General features: G+C 73.7%; 12 protein-coding genes. 6 read left to right on the forward strand and 6 right to left on the reverse strand.

Features of this window, described 5'->3' with window-relative positions; all coding sequences use genetic code 11:
- Positions 1-222: 222 nt before the first annotated feature.
- From AC3EVP_RS21805 to AC3EVP_RS21820, 4 genes are read right to left on the reverse strand one after another with little or no spacing between them, the layout of a single operon-like run.
- On the reverse strand, positions 223-1,221 hold the full coding sequence (locus AC3EVP_RS21805) for a S66 peptidase family protein (RefSeq protein ID WP_435132016.1): 999 nt from the start codon (positions 1,219-1,221) through the stop codon (positions 223-225).
- Complete coding sequence (locus AC3EVP_RS21810) at positions 1,218-3,212, reverse strand: prolyl oligopeptidase family serine peptidase (RefSeq protein ID WP_435132019.1); 1,995 nt, start codon at positions 3,210-3,212, stop codon at positions 1,218-1,220. The genes AC3EVP_RS21805 and AC3EVP_RS21810 overlap by 4 nt, the downstream gene beginning before the upstream one ends.
- Positions 3,209-4,597, reverse strand: a complete 1,389-nt coding sequence (locus AC3EVP_RS21815) for a M20/M25/M40 family metallo-hydrolase (protein ID WP_435132022.1) — start codon at positions 4,595-4,597, stop codon at positions 3,209-3,211. Before AC3EVP_RS21815 ends, AC3EVP_RS21810 begins: the two co-directional genes overlap by 4 nt.
- Entirely contained in the window at positions 4,590-5,426 is an 837-nt protein-coding gene (locus AC3EVP_RS21820; protein WP_435132024.1) for a M55 family metallopeptidase, read from the reverse strand. Before AC3EVP_RS21820 ends, AC3EVP_RS21815 begins: the two co-directional genes overlap by 8 nt.
- A 524-nt stretch (positions 5,427-5,950) precedes the next feature.
- Here AC3EVP_RS21820 and AC3EVP_RS21825 point away from each other — a divergent pair.
- On the forward strand, positions 5,951-7,657 hold the full coding sequence (locus AC3EVP_RS21825; protein ID WP_435132027.1) for an MFS transporter: 1,707 nt from the start codon (positions 5,951-5,953) through the stop codon (positions 7,655-7,657).
- 282 nt (positions 7,658-7,939) lie between these two features.
- On the opposite strand, the gene AC3EVP_RS21830 is transcribed toward AC3EVP_RS21825, so the two are convergent.
- Positions 7,940-10,300: an MFS transporter gene (locus AC3EVP_RS21830; protein WP_435132300.1), complete on the reverse strand. Its 2,361-nt coding sequence runs from the start codon at positions 10,298-10,300 to the stop codon at positions 7,940-7,942.
- Positions 10,301-10,706: 406 nt separating this feature from the next.
- Complete coding sequence (locus AC3EVP_RS21835; RefSeq protein ID WP_435132030.1) at positions 10,707-11,150, reverse strand: SRPBCC family protein; 444 nt, start codon at positions 11,148-11,150, stop codon at positions 10,707-10,709.
- Between the two features lie 171 nt (positions 11,151-11,321).
- On the opposite strand from AC3EVP_RS21835, the gene AC3EVP_RS21840 reads away from it, so the two are divergent.
- From AC3EVP_RS21840 to ccrA, 5 genes are all read left to right on the forward strand, one after another.
- Positions 11,322-12,440 (forward strand): Rv2578c family radical SAM protein, encoded by a 1,119-nt coding sequence (locus AC3EVP_RS21840; RefSeq protein WP_435132032.1) that lies wholly within the window; start codon positions 11,322-11,324, stop codon positions 12,438-12,440.
- A gap of 19 nt (positions 12,441-12,459) precedes the next feature.
- Positions 12,460-12,990: a GNAT family N-acetyltransferase gene (locus AC3EVP_RS21845; protein ID WP_435132035.1), complete on the forward strand. Its 531-nt coding sequence runs from the start codon at positions 12,460-12,462 to the stop codon at positions 12,988-12,990.
- A 332-nt stretch (positions 12,991-13,322) separates the two neighbouring features.
- Positions 13,323-15,275 carry a 3-hydroxyacyl-CoA dehydrogenase family protein gene (locus tag AC3EVP_RS21850; protein WP_435132037.1) on the forward strand — a complete coding sequence of 651 codons (1,953 nt, stop codon included), beginning with the start codon at positions 13,323-13,325 and terminating at the stop codon, positions 15,273-15,275.
- Positions 15,276-15,456: 181 nt separating this feature from the next.
- A complete protein-coding gene (locus AC3EVP_RS21855) occupies positions 15,457-16,245 on the forward strand; it encodes a TetR family transcriptional regulator (protein WP_435132040.1) in 789 nt (262 codons plus the stop codon).
- 278 nt (positions 16,246-16,523) lie between these two features.
- Positions 16,524-17,876 (forward strand): crotonyl-CoA carboxylase/reductase, encoded by a 1,353-nt coding sequence (gene ccrA, locus AC3EVP_RS21860; protein ID WP_435132043.1) that lies wholly within the window; start codon positions 16,524-16,526, stop codon positions 17,874-17,876.
- Positions 17,877-17,977: the final 101 nt, after the last annotated feature.

Genomic DNA, 17,977 nt, shown 5'->3' on the forward strand with positions numbered 1-17,977 from the left:
CCCGTCCGCTCCAGCTCGAGCCCGGATGGTCCCGCCGCGGGCCCGTCCGGCAGCGCCCGTACCGCCGGTAGCGGCGCCGCCGGACAGCTCCCGCACAGCCGGGACACAGCCCCGCCCCCGCACCCGCCGTGACCGGACGATATACGGCAGATACGCCGGTCCGCGGTCGGCGACCACCGCAGCCCCCGTACGCAAGGCCCGCCCGGGGCGGGCCTTGCGCCCTCACGCCAGCGCGGGCACCCCCATGCTCAGGACCGGGCCGGGCGCCGCCGGGTCGCCGGGCGCGGGCGGCGGCGCGTCGAGGACCGCCGGGACGCCGAGCGGCATCGTGAGCGTGGACGCGCAGTGACCGAAGCCGAACTCCTCGACGATCGGCACCCCGAGCGGCCCGAGCAGGTCCACCACGAGGTCGCGCACCGCCTCGTACGGGCCGCACTCCGCCCAGGAGCCCAGCACGACACCGGCGACCCCCTCGAACCAGCCGGCGCGCAGCAGCTGGGTGAGGTAGCGGTCCAGCCGGTACGGCTCCTCGCCGACGTCCTCCAGCAGCAGGATTCCGCCGGCCGCCGACGCGCGGGCGTACGGCGTGCCCAGGTCGGCGGCGAGCAGCGACAGGCAGCCGCCGAGGGTGACGCCCTCGGCCCGGCCGGGCACGAGGGTGCGGGCCCCGGCGGGAGCCATCACCTGGACCGACTCCGGCTCGAACAGGGTGCGGCGCAGGCCCTCCCGGGTCGGGGCGTCGTCGAGGAAGGTGGCGGCCGCGGCCATCGGGCCGTGCACGGTGGCCAGGCCCAGCCGGGTGGCCACCGCTTCGTGCAGGGCGGTGATGTCGCTGTACCCGATCAGGGCCTTCGGCGGTGCGGCCCGCAACTCCTCCCAGTCGAGCAGGTCGACCATGCGCTGCGCGCCGTAGCCGCCGCGGGCGCAGAGCACCGCGGTGGTGGCCGGGTCGCACCAGGCGTCCTGGAAGTCGTCCGCCCGGGCCGCGTCGTCGGCGGCGAGGTAGCCGCTGCGGTGGCCGTCCAGGACGTGCGGGGCCACCTGCGGCACCAGGCCCCAGCCGCGCAGCACCTCCAGGCCCGCGTCGAGCCGGTCGGCCGGTATCGGGCCGCTGGGGGCCACCACCGAGATACGGTCGCCCGGGGCGAGCCGCCGCGGGCGGATCAGCGCGGGCACGGGGACGCCCACGGCGTCGGCGACGCGCCTGAGTCGTTCGGTCATGTGGTCAGCTCCAGGACCGGCACCCCGTCCGGGGTGAAGCCGAAGACCTGCCCGTACAGGGACAGTTCGGCCTCCAGGCAGGTCACCATGGTGTCGAGGCGGCGGAAGCCGTGGCTCTCCCCGGCGAAGGCGCGGTAGGCGTGCGGGATGCCGCGCCCGGCGACGGCGGCGAGGAACCGCTCGCACTGCACCGGCGGGCAGATCACGTCGTCGAGCCCCTGGAGCAGCAGGAAGGGCACCGCGATCCGGTCGCTGCGGGTGATCGGCGAGCGCTCGCGGTACCGCTCGGGCACCTCGTCGACCGGGCCGACCAGCGACTCCAGGTACTGCGACTCGAAGTCGTGGGTCTCGCCGCCCTGCTTCGACCAGCCGAGCAGGTCCAGGATCGGGTAGATCACGGTGCCGCAGGCGTAGGTGTCGGTGCTGGTCAGCGCGGCCGCGCTGGTCCAGCCGCCGGCGCTGCCGCCGCGGATGGCGAGGCGCCGCGGGTCGGCGGCGCCCTCGGCGACCAGCCCCTGCGCGACCGCCGCGCAGTCCTCGACGTCCACCACGCCCCACTGCTCGCGCAGCCGGTTGCGGTAGGCGCGGCCGTAGCCGGTGGAGCCGCCGTAGTTGACCTCGGCGACGCCGATACCGCGCGAGGTGAAGTAGGCGATCTCCAGGTCCAGCACCATCGCCGCGCGGCTGGTCGGCCCGCCGTGCACCCAGATCACATACGGTCCGGGGCCCTCGGCGCGGAACTGCGGGTGGCGCGGCGGGTAGAGGTGGGCGTGCACCTCGCGGCCCCCGGGGCCGGTGAAGGTGCGGGCGACGGGCTCGGGGAGGTAGTCGGGGTCCACGGTGTCGTGGTGCGCGTTGCCGATCACCTGGGTGCGGCCGGTGGCGGTGTCCAGCTCGACCACCTCGTAGGAGGTGCGGGCGCTCGCGGCGATGCCGATCACCCGGCCGCCGGTGGCGGCGAGCGTCGGGTTCCACTCCGTCCACGGGCCGGGGGCGTCGGTGACCTCGCCGGTGGCGGTGTCGAGCAGGCCCAGCCGGGGGGCGCCCACGCCGTGCAGCACCGCGACCAGGCCGCCGTCCAGCGGCAGGAACCAGCGGTGGCCCAGCTTCCACAGCGCGCCGGCGAACTCCTCCTCGCGCGGGCACAGGGCGGCCGCGGCACCGCTGTCCGGGTCGATCCGGTGCAGGTTCCACCAGCCGGTCCGGTCGGTGGCGGCCAGCAGGCTGCCGTCGGGCGCCCACTCGACCTGCGGGAAGGACTCCTGCGGGCCGCCGATCAGGGTGCGGGCCGGGCCGAAGACGCCGTCGGCGCCGACCTCGGCGACCCGCAGCTCGGTGCCGTCCCACGGCATCAGCGGGTGGTCCCAGGCGAGCCAGGCCGCCCGGCTGCCGTCCGGCGACAGCCGCGGCCCCGTGACGAACCGGTGCCCGGCCGCGGCCAGTTCGCGGACCGCGCCGCGGTCCTCGGCGGCCGAGCCGTCCAGCGGGACGGCCGCGGGCACCCGGCGCACGTCGGACGGGCCGTCGCCGGTGAACTCCTCCAGCACGCCCCAGACCTCGCCGCGCTCCGGGCTGATCGTCAGATCCGCCCAGCGCAGGCCCTCGCCGACCGGCGAGAGGGGGGTGAGCGGTCGGGGGGTGCGGTCCGGCCCGTCCGGGCGGAAGGCGTACAGCCGCTGGTCGGCGTGGTGGGCGAAGACGATCAGCACGGAGCCGTCGAGGACCGCGCCGGCCCAGGGGGTGCCGCCGTACTCGATGACGCGGCTGCGGACGTTCCAGGGCGCGGGCAGCGGGCACTGCTCGGTGCCGTCGGGCAGGCGGCGGACCAGCGCGCGCCGGCCGCCCTCGGCGGGCCGGGGCGCGGTCCACCACACCTCGTCGCCGACGACGCCCACGAACTCCGGGCTGCCGTCGTGGGAGGCGGCGGTGGCGGCGTCGATCGGCGACGGCCAGCTGCCGTAGCCGACGGCCTCGCGGTCGGTGGTGGTCATCGGGCGCCCTCCCCTGCGGTGGTGGCGGGTGCGCCGGTGCGGCGCAGGAAGCGGTCCAGCACCTCGACGCCGAAGTGCAGCGCCTCGACCGGGACGTGCTCGTCCACGCCGTGGAAGAGGGCGTTGTAGTCGAAGCCGGGCGGCAGCTTCAGCGGCGAGAAGCCGTAGCCGACGATGCCCAGGCGGGAGAACTGCTTGGCGTCGGTGCCGCCGGACATGCAGAACGGCAGCACGTGCGCGCCCGGGTCGAAGTGCTCCAGGGACTCGCGCATCGCCGCGAAGGTGGGCGAGTCGACGGGCGCCTGGAGGGCGACCTCGCGGTGGTGGTACTCCCAGTCGACGCCGGGCCCGGTGAGGCGGTCCATGGTGGTGGTGAACTCCTCCTCGCCGCCGGGCAGCACCCGTCCGTCGACGAGGGCGGTGGCGGTGCCGGGGATCACGTTCACCTTGTAGCCGGCCTGGAGCACCGTCGGGTTGGAGCTGTTGCGGACGGTCGGCTCCACGAAGGCGGCGGCCGGGCCGAGCCGGGCGAGCAGGGCGTCGATGCTGTCGGGGTCGGTGGCGCCGTCCCCGTCGGTGACGCGGTCCAGGTCGATGTCCACGCCCTGGATCGCGGCCAGTTCGAGGAGGGCGGCGCGCACGGTGCCGGTCAGGCGCAGCGGCCAGCGGTGCTCGCCGATCCGGGCGATGGCCGCGGACAGGCGGGTGACGGCATTGGCGCCGTTGACCTTCGAGCCGTGGCCGGCCTTGCCGTGGGCGGTGAGCTTCAGCCAGGCGGTGCCGCGTTCGCCGGCGGCGACCGGGTACAGGCGCAGGCCGTCGCCGGCGTGGAAGGTGTAGGCGCCGGACTCGCTGATGCCCTCGGTGCAGCCTTCGAAGAGTTCGGCGTGCTTGTCGGCGAGGAACCCGGAGCCGTAGGCGGCGCTGTCCTCCTCGTCGGCGGTGAAGGCGAGCACGATGTCGCGGGCCGGGCGGTGGCCGGCGCGGGCCCAGGCGCGGACGGTGGCCAGCACCATCGCGTCCATGTTCTTCATGTCGATGGCGCCGCGGCCCCAGACCACGCCGTCGCGGATCTCGCCGGAGAAGGGGTGGACGCTCCAGTCGGCGGCCTCGGCGGGCACCACGTCGAGGTGGCCGTGCACCAGGAGGGCGTCGGCGGACGGGTCGGTGCCGGGGATGCGGGCGACCACATTGGCCCGGCCGGGGGCGGACTCCAGGATCTGCGGCTCGATCCCGGCGTCGGCGAGGTGCCCGGCGACGTATTCCGCGGCGGGGCGTTCGTTGCCGTCCCCGCCGCCGCGGTTGGTGGTGTCGATCCGGATCAGCTCGGAGGTGAAGCGGACCACCTCGTCGAGCGCCTGCGGGTCGACGGACTGCTCAGCCATACTGCTCCTCCACGGCCTGCGAAACGAGAGTGGTGACCGCCTTGAAGGCGCGGATCGCCTCGTACATCGTCGGCAGGGTGTAGGACACCCGCCGCTCGCCGGTGCGCTCGACACCGGGGACCACGGTGGCGGCGCCGGCCAGGTGCACCGCGTCGAACTCCAGCTCCACCGTGTAGGGCCCGGCGTCCGCCGGGGTGTGCTTGACGGCGAGCGCGGCGGCCGACGCGGCGGCGACGCGGATGTCGGCGGCGGTGCGCGCGGGCGGGCGGCACACCGCGGCGTACCGCGAGACGTAGTCCTTGACGGCCACCGTGTGCGCCTGCGGGGCGTACCCCCGGGCGTCGATGCCGGTGCGGTCGTCGCCGGTGACGAGCACCACCGGCACGCCGTACTCCGCCACCACGAGGGCGTTCAGCCGGCCCTCGCTGGCCTGCTCGCCGTTGACCCACACGCCGGTGATGGAGTTGGCGAGATAGGTGTGGGCGAGGACGCCCTCGGTGCCGGCGCCGGTGTGGTAGCCGACGAAGGCGATGCCGTCCACGTCGCCGTGCTGGACGCCCTCGACCATCGACAGGTCCTTGTGGCGGCCGGTGAGCATCTGGGCGCGCTCGTCGAGCTTCTCCAGCAGGAGGTTGCGCATGGACCAATGGGCTTCGTTGACAAGGACCTCGTCGGCGCCGCCGTCGAAGAAGCCGGCGATCGCCGCATTGACGTCGGACGTGAACATATGGCGGCAGCGCTGCCACTGCTCGCTGCCCGGCAGAACGTCGGCCGGCCACGTCACGCCGGTCGCGCCTTCCATGTCCGCCGAGATGAGGATCTTCGTCATGAGCGTCACGTTACGCGGCCGTCGGACACCCGTGCCAGGCCCCCTGGCCGCCCTGTGGAAAACGTCAGTGGACTGGACCAATTCACGGCCCCCGCCGGCCCGTCGCCGACCTTCCGGAATCGCCCGTTTCACCCCCGCGACCAGCGGCTTTCCCGCACCCCGCCGCCACCGCTCCGGCGCCGCGAACTCGGCCGCCGGCGGCGGTTGTTCACCGGTTGCCGGACGCGTCGGGACCCGCTCGGCGGCGCTGTGCGGCCGGGTGCGGGCCACCCGCTTCGGCCGGCCGGCCACCGTGCGTGAGGACCGGGAAATCAGTGGCGGATCACGCCGGTCCGTGATTCGTTGGCCTTGTCCCGCGTCCGCCGCGGGAGACCGTACGAAACCGGGCACGCCCGCACGAGGGCAACCGTCGCGAGCGTGCTAGCGTCCAAAGTCTGTGTTCGAACTCCTGTCACGGCGGGGGTCCGGCCCCGCCGGACGGGACCCGGCCGGGGCACTCCGCACCCGCTACCGGAAGAGGCCACGTGACCACCTGGCAGCCCGCGCGCGTCGCTGTCGCCCGCGGACCGAGGGGCCTGCTGCGGCGGGTCGACCTACGCCACCCGGTGGCCGTGGCCACCTTGCTGGCCGCCGTGCTGCACGTGCTGTGGGCGCTGTACCTGGCCAAGGACTCCGGCGACATGGCCGCCCAGTACGCGTGGACGGAGTTCATAAAGGCCCACCCCTCCGCGTCGTACAACCTGTCCTGGTACGGCGGCATGCACCCGGCCTCGTACAGCATCCTGTCGCCGTACATCATGGCCGCGCTCGGGGTGCGGATGACCGGGGTGATCGCCGGCACCCTCACCGCGACCTTCTCCGCGGCGCTGCTGATGCGGTCCCAGGTGAAGCGGCCGCTGGTGCCGGTGCTGTGGACGACGTTCGCTCTTTGGGGTGATGTCGTCTCCGGCCGGGTCACCTTCGCGCTGGGCATGCTCTTCGCGGTGGTCGCCACCCTGGCGCTCTACCCCGGGGAGCGCACCACGCGCGGCCGCTCGCCCCGGCTGGTGCTGGCCACCGCGATGGCGGCCTTCGCCACGATGTGCAGCCCGGTCGCCGGGCTCTTCCTGCTCGTGGTGGCCGCGGCGCTGTTCCTGACCGGCCGCCGCAAGGACGCGTACATCCTGGCCGCGGCTCCCCCGGTGGTGGTCGGGGCGACCTCGCTGCTCTTCCCGTTCTACGGGGTGCAGCCCTTCAAGTGGTACTTCGCCATCATCCCGTTCGGGGTCTCGGTGGCGACCGCGCTCGCGGTGCCCAAGGCATGGAAGGCCATCCACCTGGGCTCCTGGGTGTACGCGCTCGGCGTGGTGCTGACGTTCATCGTCCCCTCGCCGATCGGCAGCAACGTCGAGCGGCTCGCGCTGCTGTACGGCGGCACCATCCTGCTGATCGTGGCGATGGCCAGCACCTGGGGCACCAAGCGGTCGCTGCTGGTGTGGCTGGCGTTCGCCGGGACCGCGTCATGGCAGATCGCCAAGCCGATAGTGGACCAGGTCACCACCGCCTCGACCTCCTCCTCGGTGCAACACGCGTCCTCGCTCATCCACGAGCTGCACTCCCTGCACGCCGACCGGGGCCGCGTGGAGGTGGTGCCCCTGCGGTCGCACTGGGAGGCCTCCGGGCTCTCGCCCTACGTCAACCTCGCCCGCGGCTGGAACCGGCAGGCCGACGTGGAGCGCAACCCGCTCTTCTACGACGGCACGCTCACCGCGGACACCTACCGGGACTGGCTGCGGCGCTGGAGCGTGAACTACGTGGTGCTGCCCTCCGTCGCGCAGCCGGACGGCGCGGCCGTCGCCGAGGCGAAGCTGGTGGCCGCGGGGCAGCCGTGGATGACCGAGGTCTGGCACGACACGGACTGGCAGGTGTACTCCGTCGCCGGGGCGGACCCGATGGCGGACCCGCCCGCGGTGGTGGACCAGGCCGGGCCGGCCGAGCTGACCGTCACGATGCCGAACAGCGGGTCGGTGCTGCTGCGCATCCCCTGGTCGCCCGTCCTCGGGATCGAGGGGGCCACCGACAACGACAGCGGGTGCCTGGCGCCGGACGGCGACTGGACGCGGCTGTACGCGCCCAAGGCGGGCACGTACAAGATCGGCGGGACCTATGCGCTGATCCGCGGCACCCAGTGCGACAAGGCGCAGATCGAGGACGGGACGGGGCGCAAGCCGACGTCCTCCTCCGGAGGCTGAGCCGTCCCGCCCGGGGTGCCCCTGCGGCACGGTTCCCGGATCTTACGGTCCGTCCGGGCTTGTCGCGCAGTTCCCCGCGCCCCTGGGCGCGTGACAGCTCCTTCCGCACGAAGGGCCCGCACCGGCAGGGGCGCGGGGAACTGCGCGCCCAACAGGCCACCGGGCGGCAGCCGGAAACCCGCCGGCAGGGCAACGGCGGGATACCGCAGACCCACCGGCGGGTGGCCCCGGAACAGGCAGCACGTGGCGGCCCGGGGGGTTGGTTCGGGCCGCCCGCAGGGGCTAGTCGGCGTGGCCGAGTTGGAGGTCGCGTTCGGTGCGGCCGCCGCCGGCTACTTGGAGGACGGTGGCCACGGGCGGGTAGCCGGCGGCGATGACGGTGTACTCGCCGGCCGCGAGGTCGACGAAGCGGAAGTGGCCGTCGGGGCCGGTGGTGACGGAGTCCACGACGTTGCCCGCCGCGTCGAGGAGGGTGACGCGGGCGTCCTCGACGAGGCGGCCGCCGGGGGCGCGGACGATGCCGCGCAGGGAGGCGCCGCCGGCGAGTTCGACGTCCTGCCGGGTCTCGCGGGATGCCTGGACGGTGACGGGGAGGGCCGCCGGGCGGTAGGCGGGCGCGCTGGCGGCGAGGGTGTACTCGCCGGCGACGAGCTCGGTGAGCGTGTAGACGCCCTCGCGGCCGCTGCGTGAGGTGGCGACGACGTCGCCGCGCACGTCGGTGAGGGTGACGATCGCGTCGCGCACGGGGGTGCCGTCGGCGGTGTGCACGGTGCCGGCCAGCCGGCCGGCGCCGCCGAGGACGACGTCGAGCTCGACCGGGTGGTCGCCGACGGCGACGGTGACGGCCTGCGGCTGGTGCCCGCCGGCCGCGGCGATCAGGACGTAGCTGCCGGCTCCGGGGGTGCTCAGGGCGTACCGCCCGTCCTCGGCGGTGGCGCCGCGGCCCACCTGGCGGCCGGAGCCGTCGATGAGGGTGAGCGCGGCGCGGCCGACGGTGGTGCCGTCGGAGTGCTGGACGGTGCCGCAGACGGGCACGCCGCCCTGGCCGCGCCGGGCGCCGGGCACCGGCTGGTCGGGGACCGGCCCGGGGTTGACCGTGGTGGTCGTGGCCGTGGGGCCCGCGCCGTACAGGGGGTCGTGGCCGGACTCGTAGGGGGTGTCGTACCCGGGGTCGTAACCGGGTTCGTACGCCGCCTGAGCGGCGGGGCCGTGCTGGGTCACCAGGGGTTTCTCCTTGAGCAGGAAGGTGATGATGAAGCCGAGGACGAGGACCGGCACCAGGTAGAGGAAGATCCGCGGCATGGCGTCGGAGTACGCGTGCACGTATCCGTCGCGCAGGGACGCGGGCAGGGTGCGGACCAGTTGGGGGGTGACCGACTCGGGGTCGGGCAGTTTGACGCCGTGCGGCAGGTCGGCGGCGAGTTGGTGGCTGAGGCGGTTGGCGAACAGGGTGCCGAAGACGGCCGCGCCGACCGAGCCGCCGATCTGCCGGAAGTAGTTGTTGGCGCTGGTCGCCGACCCGATGTCGGCGGGCCGCACCGAGTTCTGCACGGCGAGCACCAGGACCGGGAGGATCAGGCCGATGCCCAGGCCCAGGACCGCCATGTAGACGCTGTACTCGGGGCGGCCGGTGCCGGCGTCCAGCCGGGAGAGCAGATACATGCCGATCGCGGACAGGGCGCTGCCGACGAGCGGGAAGATCTTGTAGCGGCCGGTGCGGCTGATGAGTTGGCCGCTGCCGATGGAGGCGACGACGACGCCGAGCATCATCGGGAGCATGAGCAGCCCGGACCCGGTGGCGCTGGCGCCGTCGACCATCTGCAGGAACGTCGGCAGGTAGCTGGCGGCGCCGAAGAGCGCGACGCCGACGACGGCGCCGATCAGCGCCGAGGTGTTGAACACCCCGTCGCGGAAGAGCCGCAGCGGGATGACCGGCTCCGCGGCGAACCGCTCCACGAGCACGAAGAGCAGCACGCACACGATGGTGCCCGCGCCGAGCCCGAGGATCTCCTTGGACCGCCAGCCGTAGGTGGAGCCGCCCCAGGTGGTCAGCAGCACCAGGCAGGTCGAGCCGGCCGCCAGCAGCAGGGCGCCGATGACGTCGAGCCGGGGCCGGGCGGTCGGCTTGGGCAGCTTGAGCACCAGGCTGACGACCAGGAGCGTGACCAGCCCGAAGGGCACGTTGACCGAGAAGCACCAGCGCCAGGAGGCGTGGTCGGTGAAGAAGCCGCCCAGCAGCGGTCCGGCGACCGAGGCGACACCGAAGGCGGCGCCGATCAGGCCCATGTACCGGCCGCGTTCGCGGGGCGGCACGATGTCGGCCATGATCGCCTGCACGCCGATCATCAGCCCGCCGCCGCCGATGCCCTGGACCGCGCGGAAGGCGATGAGTTCGTTCATCGTCTGGGACCAGGCGGCGAGCGCCGAGCCGATCACGAAGGTCAGGATCGCGAACTGGAAGACGCTCTTGCGGCCCAGCAGGTCGCCGAGCTTGCCGTAGATCGGCAGGCCGATGGTGGACGACAGCAGGTAGGCGGTCACGACCCAGGACATCCGGTCCAGGCCGTGCAGTTCGCCGACGATCTTGGGCAGCGCGGTCGCCACGATCATCTGGTCGAGAGCCGCCAGCAGCAGGGCGAGCATCAGTCCCAGGAAGACCAGCCGCAGCCGGCGGGGGGACAGGCCGCCCGGCGCCGCGTCCGGGCCGCCGGCCGGCGCGGCAGCCGCGCGCTCCGCCCCGCCCACCGCACCGCCCGGCGCGCCTTGCGCCTCCTCCCCCACCTGCTCCTTCGGCGGTGCCCCGCCCAGGACTTCGCCCAGGAACCCGCCCGGGCGGGGCTCCCCCTGCCGCTCGATCAGTGTGCCGCCGCTCACTGCCACTCCCCTCGTGCCACCTGTTCCGCCACCGTCTCCCGCCATGAGGCGACAACGACGGACGGACCCGGTGTGGTCTCAGGAAGTCGGCGAATTCACCCTTATCGGTGAACGGTCGCGAAACCGGGCGAGTACCGCGGGAGTTACTGCTCCGCGGCGGCGGAGCGCGGCGGGGTCAGCCCTCCACCTCGGCGGCGAGGTTGGCGAGCACCTGGTCGTGGATCGCGTTGAGCCCCTTGGGGGCGAACGTCCGCTCGAAGAAGCCGCCGACGCCGCCGGCACCCTGCCAGGCGGTCGCGTTGACCACCTTGCTGCGGCCGTCGCCGGCCGGGGTGACCGTCCAGGTGGTCACCATCGAGGAGTTGCGGTCGGTCTCGACGAGCGTGCCCTCCGCGGGGGCGGTGACGTCGAAGAGGCAGTCGCGGACCCGCTTGCTGGTGGCCTGGAGCTTCCAGTGCACGACCGTGCCCGCGCCCTCGCCGCCCTCGCGGACTTCGTACTCGCTGTACTGACCGGGCAGGACCCGGCCGCGGGTGCCGGCGTAGTCGGCCAGCGCGGCGAACACCCGCTCCGGCTCCGCCGCGACGATCCGCTCCGTGGTGGCCTCGACCAGCGCCATGAATTCTCCTCGGGTCCATGCCCGTTGGGGCATCGGGGGTTCGTGGTGCGCGCACCTGCGGCGCGCGACACACCAGCCAACCACACTCGCTTATCGAATCTGTGTTCTATTGTGGTGTGGAGGGCGGCCACGAGACCGCCGGTGGGGGCCGGACGACGGAAGGAGGGCGCGATGCGCTGGGACGGGCTGAACGCCGAGGACTCCGCGGGGGCGCTCTTCGGGACCTCGGCGGTGACGACGCGGACGTTCGACACCCCCGGATTCCGCGGCATCACCTTCCACGAGGTGCGCGCCCGCTCGATCCTCAACCGGGTGCCGGGCACCTCGCGGATGCGGTTCGAGTGGACGGTCAACCCGTACCGCGGCTGCTCGCACGCCTGCGTGTACTGCTTCGCCCGCAAGACGCACAGCTACCTCGACCTGGACACCGGGCACGGCTTCGACTCGCAGATCGTGGTGAAGGTCAACGCGCCGGAGCTGCTGCGCCGCGAACTGGCCGCGCCGCGCTGGCAGGGCGACCACGTCGCCATGGGCACCAACGTGGACTGCTACCAGCGCGCCGAGGGCCGCTACCGCCTGATGCCCGGGATCATCACCGCCCTGCGCGACCGGGCGAACCCCTTCTCGATCCTCACCAAGGGCTCGCTGATCCTGCGCGACCTCGAACTGGTGCGGCAGGCCGCGAGCGTCACCGACGTGTCCATAGCGCTGTCGATCGGCTTCCTGGACGGCGAGCTGTGGCGCAGCGTGGAACCGGGCACGCCTTCCCCGGAGACGCGGCTGGCGGTCTGCCGCACCCTGAGCGACAACGGCATACCCACCGGGGTGCTGATGGCCCCGGTGCTGCCCTTCCTGAGCGACTCCCCCGGCCAACTCCGCGCGGCGGTACGGGCGATCGCCGCGGCCGGCGCCACCTCCGTGACCCCCCTGGTGCTGCATCTGCGCCCGGGCGCACGGGAGTGGTACACCGCCTGGCTCCAGCGCCACCACCCCCACCTCGTGCGGCGGTACGAAGCGCTGTACGCGGGCGGCTCGTACGCGCCGAAGTGGTACCAGCGGCAGGTCACGCGCCAGGTGCACGAGTTCGCGGCGGAGTTCGGCTGCGGCCCGGCCCGCCTCGGCGCCGCGCGCGGCCTGGCGGCGGCCGGGGAAGCGCCCCCGGCGGGCCCCGGGGAGGCGTCCGAGGCAGCCAGGACACCCACGGAACCCACGGCACGGAGCACGGCGGAGCCGCCCGCCGGCGCGCCCGGTCCGGGGGCGCCGGAAAACACGCAGCTCACCTTGATGTGACCTGCCTAGAATGCGGCGCATGGTGCGGGTCAGGGAGATGAGCGAGCCGGACGTGGCGGCGGTGTCGGCGATCCGCGTCATGGGCTGGCGGCACGCCTACGCCGGACTGATACCCGCCGGCCACCTCGACGCGATGGACCCGGTCGCGGACGCCGTGCAGCGCCGCGAGTGGTTCGTCCGCTCCGCCGGCCGCGTGCACAACCTGGTCGCCGAGGAGACCGCCGGCGACGGCACGCCCGCGCTCGTCGGCTGGGCCTCGTTCGGGCCCTACCGGGGCGAGGACACCGGCACGGCCGCCGGGGAGCTGTACGCGCTGTACGTACGGCCGGACCGGATCGGTACCGGCGCCGGGCGCGCGCTGACCGCGGAGGCGGTCCGGCGCTCGGCCCAACTCGGCCGCACCCGGCTGTCGTTGTGGGTCCTGACCGGCAACACCCGGGCCCGCCGCTTCTACGCCGCCGCCGGCTTCCTGCCCGACGGCGCGACCATGACGGAGCTGTACGACGGCGTGCCCGTCGAGGAGACCCGCTACACCCGCGCCCTGCCGTAGGGGTGCGCCCGGCGCGCGACACCCGGCGTGACAGATGATCGATATTCGCTCATCTGTGAGTAACGCACATCACTTGTGCAGAAGACTGGCGGGCAAGTTACCCGCGGGTTACAGTCGAGGGACCCGCCGGCGCCCGGTGAACCGGGCGCTGGGCGGACGCCGTTGTCGGTTCGGCACTTTGCGGTGTGGCCCCGGGACAGGGCCCCGCCGACGCACGCGGGCGCACACGCGCCGGCCCTTGGCCGCGATCAAGCCCGCGACTCCACTTCATCCTTCCTGCCGTGCGCCCGCGCGCTGCGCGGCGCGGCTCCCGCCATCCCTGGAGTCACGCGATGGACCGTCCCTCCGCCCCGTCCGCGGCCGATCCGGCCGCAGTCCCCGCCCAGGCGTCCGCCAAGCCCTCCGCCCGGCCCGCCGCCGCGGTGTCGCCCGGGTCCGCGCGCCCCGAACCGTCCGCGCGCCCCGAACCGTCCGAGCAGCCCGCCCTGCCCGCCGTGGTGGCCGTGATCGGCCTGGGCACCATGGGCGCCGGCATCGCCGAGGTGCTGGCGTGCGCCGGCCACGAGGTGGTCGGCGTCGACATCGACGACGCGGCCGCCCGCCGGGCCGTCGCCGCGCTGGAGACCCGCACCGCCCGGCAGGTCGAGCGCGGCCGGCTGACCGCGGCCGAACGGGCCGACGTGCTCGCGCGGTTCCGCACCTTCCCCGAGCTGCGCGCGGCCGCGGCCGCGGACCTGGTGATCGAGGTGGTCGCCGAGCGCTATGACGTCAAGCGCGAGGTGTTCACCGCGCTGGACCGCATCGCCAAGCCGGAGGCGATCCTCGCGACCGGCACCAACGCGCTGTCGGTGACGCGGCTGGCGGCCGAGACCGGGCGGCCGGACCGGGTGCTGGGCCTGCACTTCTTCACCCCCGCGCAGGCGATGAAGCTCGTCGAGGTGGTCTCCACGGTGCTGACGGCGCCCGAGGCGACGCGGACGGTGACCGCGCTGGTGCGCAGCCTCGGCAAGGAGCCGGTGCCGGTCGGCGACCGGGCGGGCTTCATCGCCGACGGCCTGCTGTTCGGCTACCTCAACCAGGCCGCGGCGATGTACGAGGCGCGGTACGCCACCCGGGAGGACATCGACGCGGCGATGCGGCTGGGCTGCGGGCTGCCGATGGGCCCGCTGGCGCTGCTCGACCTGATCGGGGTGGACACCGCCACCACCGTGCTGGAGGCGATGTACGAGGCGAGCCGGGACCGGCTGCACGCGCCCGCGCCGGTGCTGCGGCAGCTCACGGCGGCCGGGCTGCTGGGCCGCAAGTCCGGGCGCGGCTTCTACAGTTACGCCTCCCCCGGCTCCGGCACGGTCGTCGCCGACGCCGAGACGCCGCCCGAGCGGGGCGGCGGCGCCCGGGGCCGTACGGTCCGCTCGGTCGGTGTGGCGGGCTCGGGCACCATGGCGACGGGTATCGCCGAGGTGTTCGCGAAGGCCGGGTTCGACGTGGTGCTGGCGGCCAGGACGCGGGAGAAGGCGGAGCGGGCGGCGGCGCGGCTGGCGGGGTCGCTGGAGCGCTCGGTGGCCAAGGGGCGGCTCACCGCGCAGCAGCGGGACGCGGCGCTGGCGCGGGTGGCGCCCACGGGGTCGTACGAGGCGTTCGCGCGGGTCGACCTGGTGGTGGAGGCGGTCGCGGAGGACCTGTACGTGAAGCAGGAGCTGTTCCGGGTGCTGGACAAGGTGTGCCGGCCGGGCGCGGTGCTGGCGACGACCACGTCCTCGCTGCCGGTGGTGGCGATCGCGCGGGCCACGGCGCGGCCGCAGGACGTGGTGGGGCTGCACTTCTTCAACCCGGCGCCGGCGATGAAGCTGGTGGAGGTGGTGCGGACGGTGCTGACCGCGGCGGACGTGGTGGCGACGGCGCACGAGGTGAGCGGGGCGCTGCGCAAGCACCCGGTGGACTGCGGGGACCGGGCGGGCTTCATCGTCAACGCGCTGCTCTTCCCGTACCTGAACAACGCGGTGAAGATGGTGCAGGACCACTACGCGACCGTCGACGCGGTCGACGCGGCGATGAAGCTGGGCGGTGGCTACCCGATGGGGCCCTTCGAGCTCCTGGACGTGGTCGGGCTGGACGTCTCCCTGGCGATCGAGCAGGTGCTGCACGACGAGTTCCGCGACCCGGGGCTGGCCCCGGCCCCCCTGCTGGAACACCTCGTCTCGGCGGGCTGCCTGGGCCGCAAGACCGGCCGCGGCTTCCGCGAGTACGGCCCCTCTTTCGCCGCCACCTCGCCTCCGGGCGCTTAGACCCGGTGTCGACAGTCGACCATGCTCGATTCCCTCGTGCCTCGGGAAACTCCGCGTGGTCTCCCTTTCGACACCGGCGCGCCCTTCGGCTCGGTGGCTACTCCGGCCGACCGCAGGACGTATCCGTGCCCCGGGAGGCGGCCCGTCGATCGCCCGCGACCGTACGTGTTACGTTCCCCGCATGCCTGAGAGTGTGAAGTCCGCCACCGAGAGCGCGAGCGGCCGCCGCGCGGCCGCTCAGCGCCAGCGGGTGCGGCAGGACATCGCGTCGGCGGCGATGCGGCTGTTCGCGACTCAGGGCTACGAGGCCACGACGGTGGACGAGATCGCCGCGAGCGCGGGTGTGGCCCGCCGTACCTTCTTCCGGCACTTCCGGTCGAAGGAGGAGGCGATCTTCCCGGACCACGACGACACCCTGGTCCGGGTGCAGGCGGTGCTGGACTCCGCCGACCCGCACGAGCACCCGTTGGACACGGTCTGCCGCGGCATCACCGAGGTGCTGCGGATGTACGCGAACGTGCCCGAGATGTCGGTGGAGCGCTACCGGCTCACCCGTGAGGTGCCGACCCTGCGGGAGCGGGAGATCGCGTCGGTGGCCCGGTACGAGCGGCTGTTCACGCGTTACCTGCTGGGCCACTTCGACGAGGGGGCGCACCGCGACGGCGACGACGACCCGCTGCTGGCGGAGGTGGCCGCCTCCGCGGTGGTCGCGGCCCACAACCATGTGCTGCGGCGCTGGCTGCGGGCGGACGGCAAGGGCGACGTGGAGGCGCAGCTCGACCACGCCTTCGAGGTGATCAAGACGACGTTCGGCACGGGGATCGGCGCGGGCCGGATACCTTCGCGGGCCGGCGCCGGCACCACCACGTCCGTCTCGCGGCAGGGCGAGGTGGTGGTGGCGGTGGCCCGGACGGACGCCTCGCCGGCGGAGATCCTGCGCAGCATCGAGGAGGCGCTGCGCAAGGCGTAGCGACCGCCGACTCCCCCCCACGACCCACACCCCCTGCGACCCCGCACAACGGCCGCCCGGCGCTTCCCGGGCGGCCGTTCGCGTTGCTCATCCGTGCCGCCGGCGCGACACTTGAGGAAAAATACTGGCACGCAGTGTCTTTACGTCTGGCACGCAGTGCCATAACGTGTCCGTACGCCGAGCACCTGTCCCCCCGGCCCGGCCCCCCGAGTTCCCCCTGTTCGCCGAACCGACAACGGCACCTCCATCCCCGTTCCGCTGCACCGGAGGCAAGCCACATGACGACGAGTTCCACCAGGGACGTCCTGGACGCGATCCAGGCACCGGATGCCACCGCCGCGGACTTCGCGGCCATGCCCCTGCCCGCGTCGTACCGCGCGGTGACCGTGCACAAGGACGAGGCGGGGATGTTCGCCGGGCTCGCGACCCGCGACAAGGACCCCCGCAAGTCACTGCACCTGGACGAGGTCCCGGTGCCCGAACTGGGCCCGGGCGAGGCCCTGGTGGCCGTCATGGCCAGCTCGGTCAACTACAACTCGGTGTGGACCTCGATCTTCGAGCCGGTCTCCACCTTCGCCTTCCTGGAGCGCTACGGCCGCACCTCGCCGCTGGCCGCCCGGCACGACCTGCCCTACCACGTGATCGGCTCGGACCTGGCCGGGGTGGTGCTGCGCACCGGGACCGGCGTGAACCGGTGGCGCCCCGGCGACCGGGTGGTGGCGCACTGCCTGAGCGTGGAGCTGGAGTCGGCCGACGGGCACGACGACACGATGCTCGACCCGGAGCAGCGGATCTGGGGCTTCGAGACGAACTTCGGCGGGCTGGCGGAGATCGCCCTGGTCAAGGCGAACCAGCTGATGCCCAAGCCCGCCCACCTGACCTGGGAGGAGGCCGCCTCCCCCGGGCTGGTCAACTCCACCGCCTACCGGCAGCTGGTCTCCCGCAACGGCGCCGACATGAAGCAGGGCGACAACGTGCTGATCTGGGGCGCCAGCGGCGGACTCGGGTCGTACGCCACCCAGTTCGCGCTGGCCGGCGGCGCCAACCCGGTCTGCGTGGTCTCCAGCCCGCAGAAGGCGGAGATCTGCCGCCGGATGGGCGCCGAGGCGGTCATCGACCGGTCCGCCGAGGGATACCGCTTCTGGAAGGACGACCAGCACCAGGACCTGCGCGAGTGGAAGCGGTTCGGCGCCCGGATCAGGGAGCTGACCGGCGGCGAGGACGTGGACATCGTCTTCGAGCACCCCGGCCGCGAGACGTTCGGCGCGTCGGTCTACGTCGCCCGCAAGGGCGGCACCATCGTCACCTGCGCCTCCACCAGCGGCTACACGCACGAGTACGACAACCGCTACCTGTGGATGAGCCTCAAGCGGATCGTCGGCTCGCACTTCGCCAACTACCGCGAGGCGTGGGAGGCCAACCGCCTGATCGCCAAGGGGAAGATCCACCCCACCCTGTCCAGGACCTACCGCCTGGAGGACACCGGCCAGGCCGCGTACGACGTGCACCGCAACCTCCACCAGGGCAAGGTCGGCGTGCTCGCGCTCGCCCCGCGCGAGGGCCTGGGCGTCACGGACCCCGAACTGCGCGCCCGCCACCTGCCCGCCATCAACCGATTCAAGGACGCGTGAGACCGCCACGATGACGGACAACCACCAGCCACCGGGCACCCACGTAAGAACGGCGCCCCCGGCGAGCGAGCCAAAGGGGGCGCCGGTGTCGAAAGCGACGA

The organism is Actinacidiphila sp. bgisy144 (assembly GCF_057708105.1).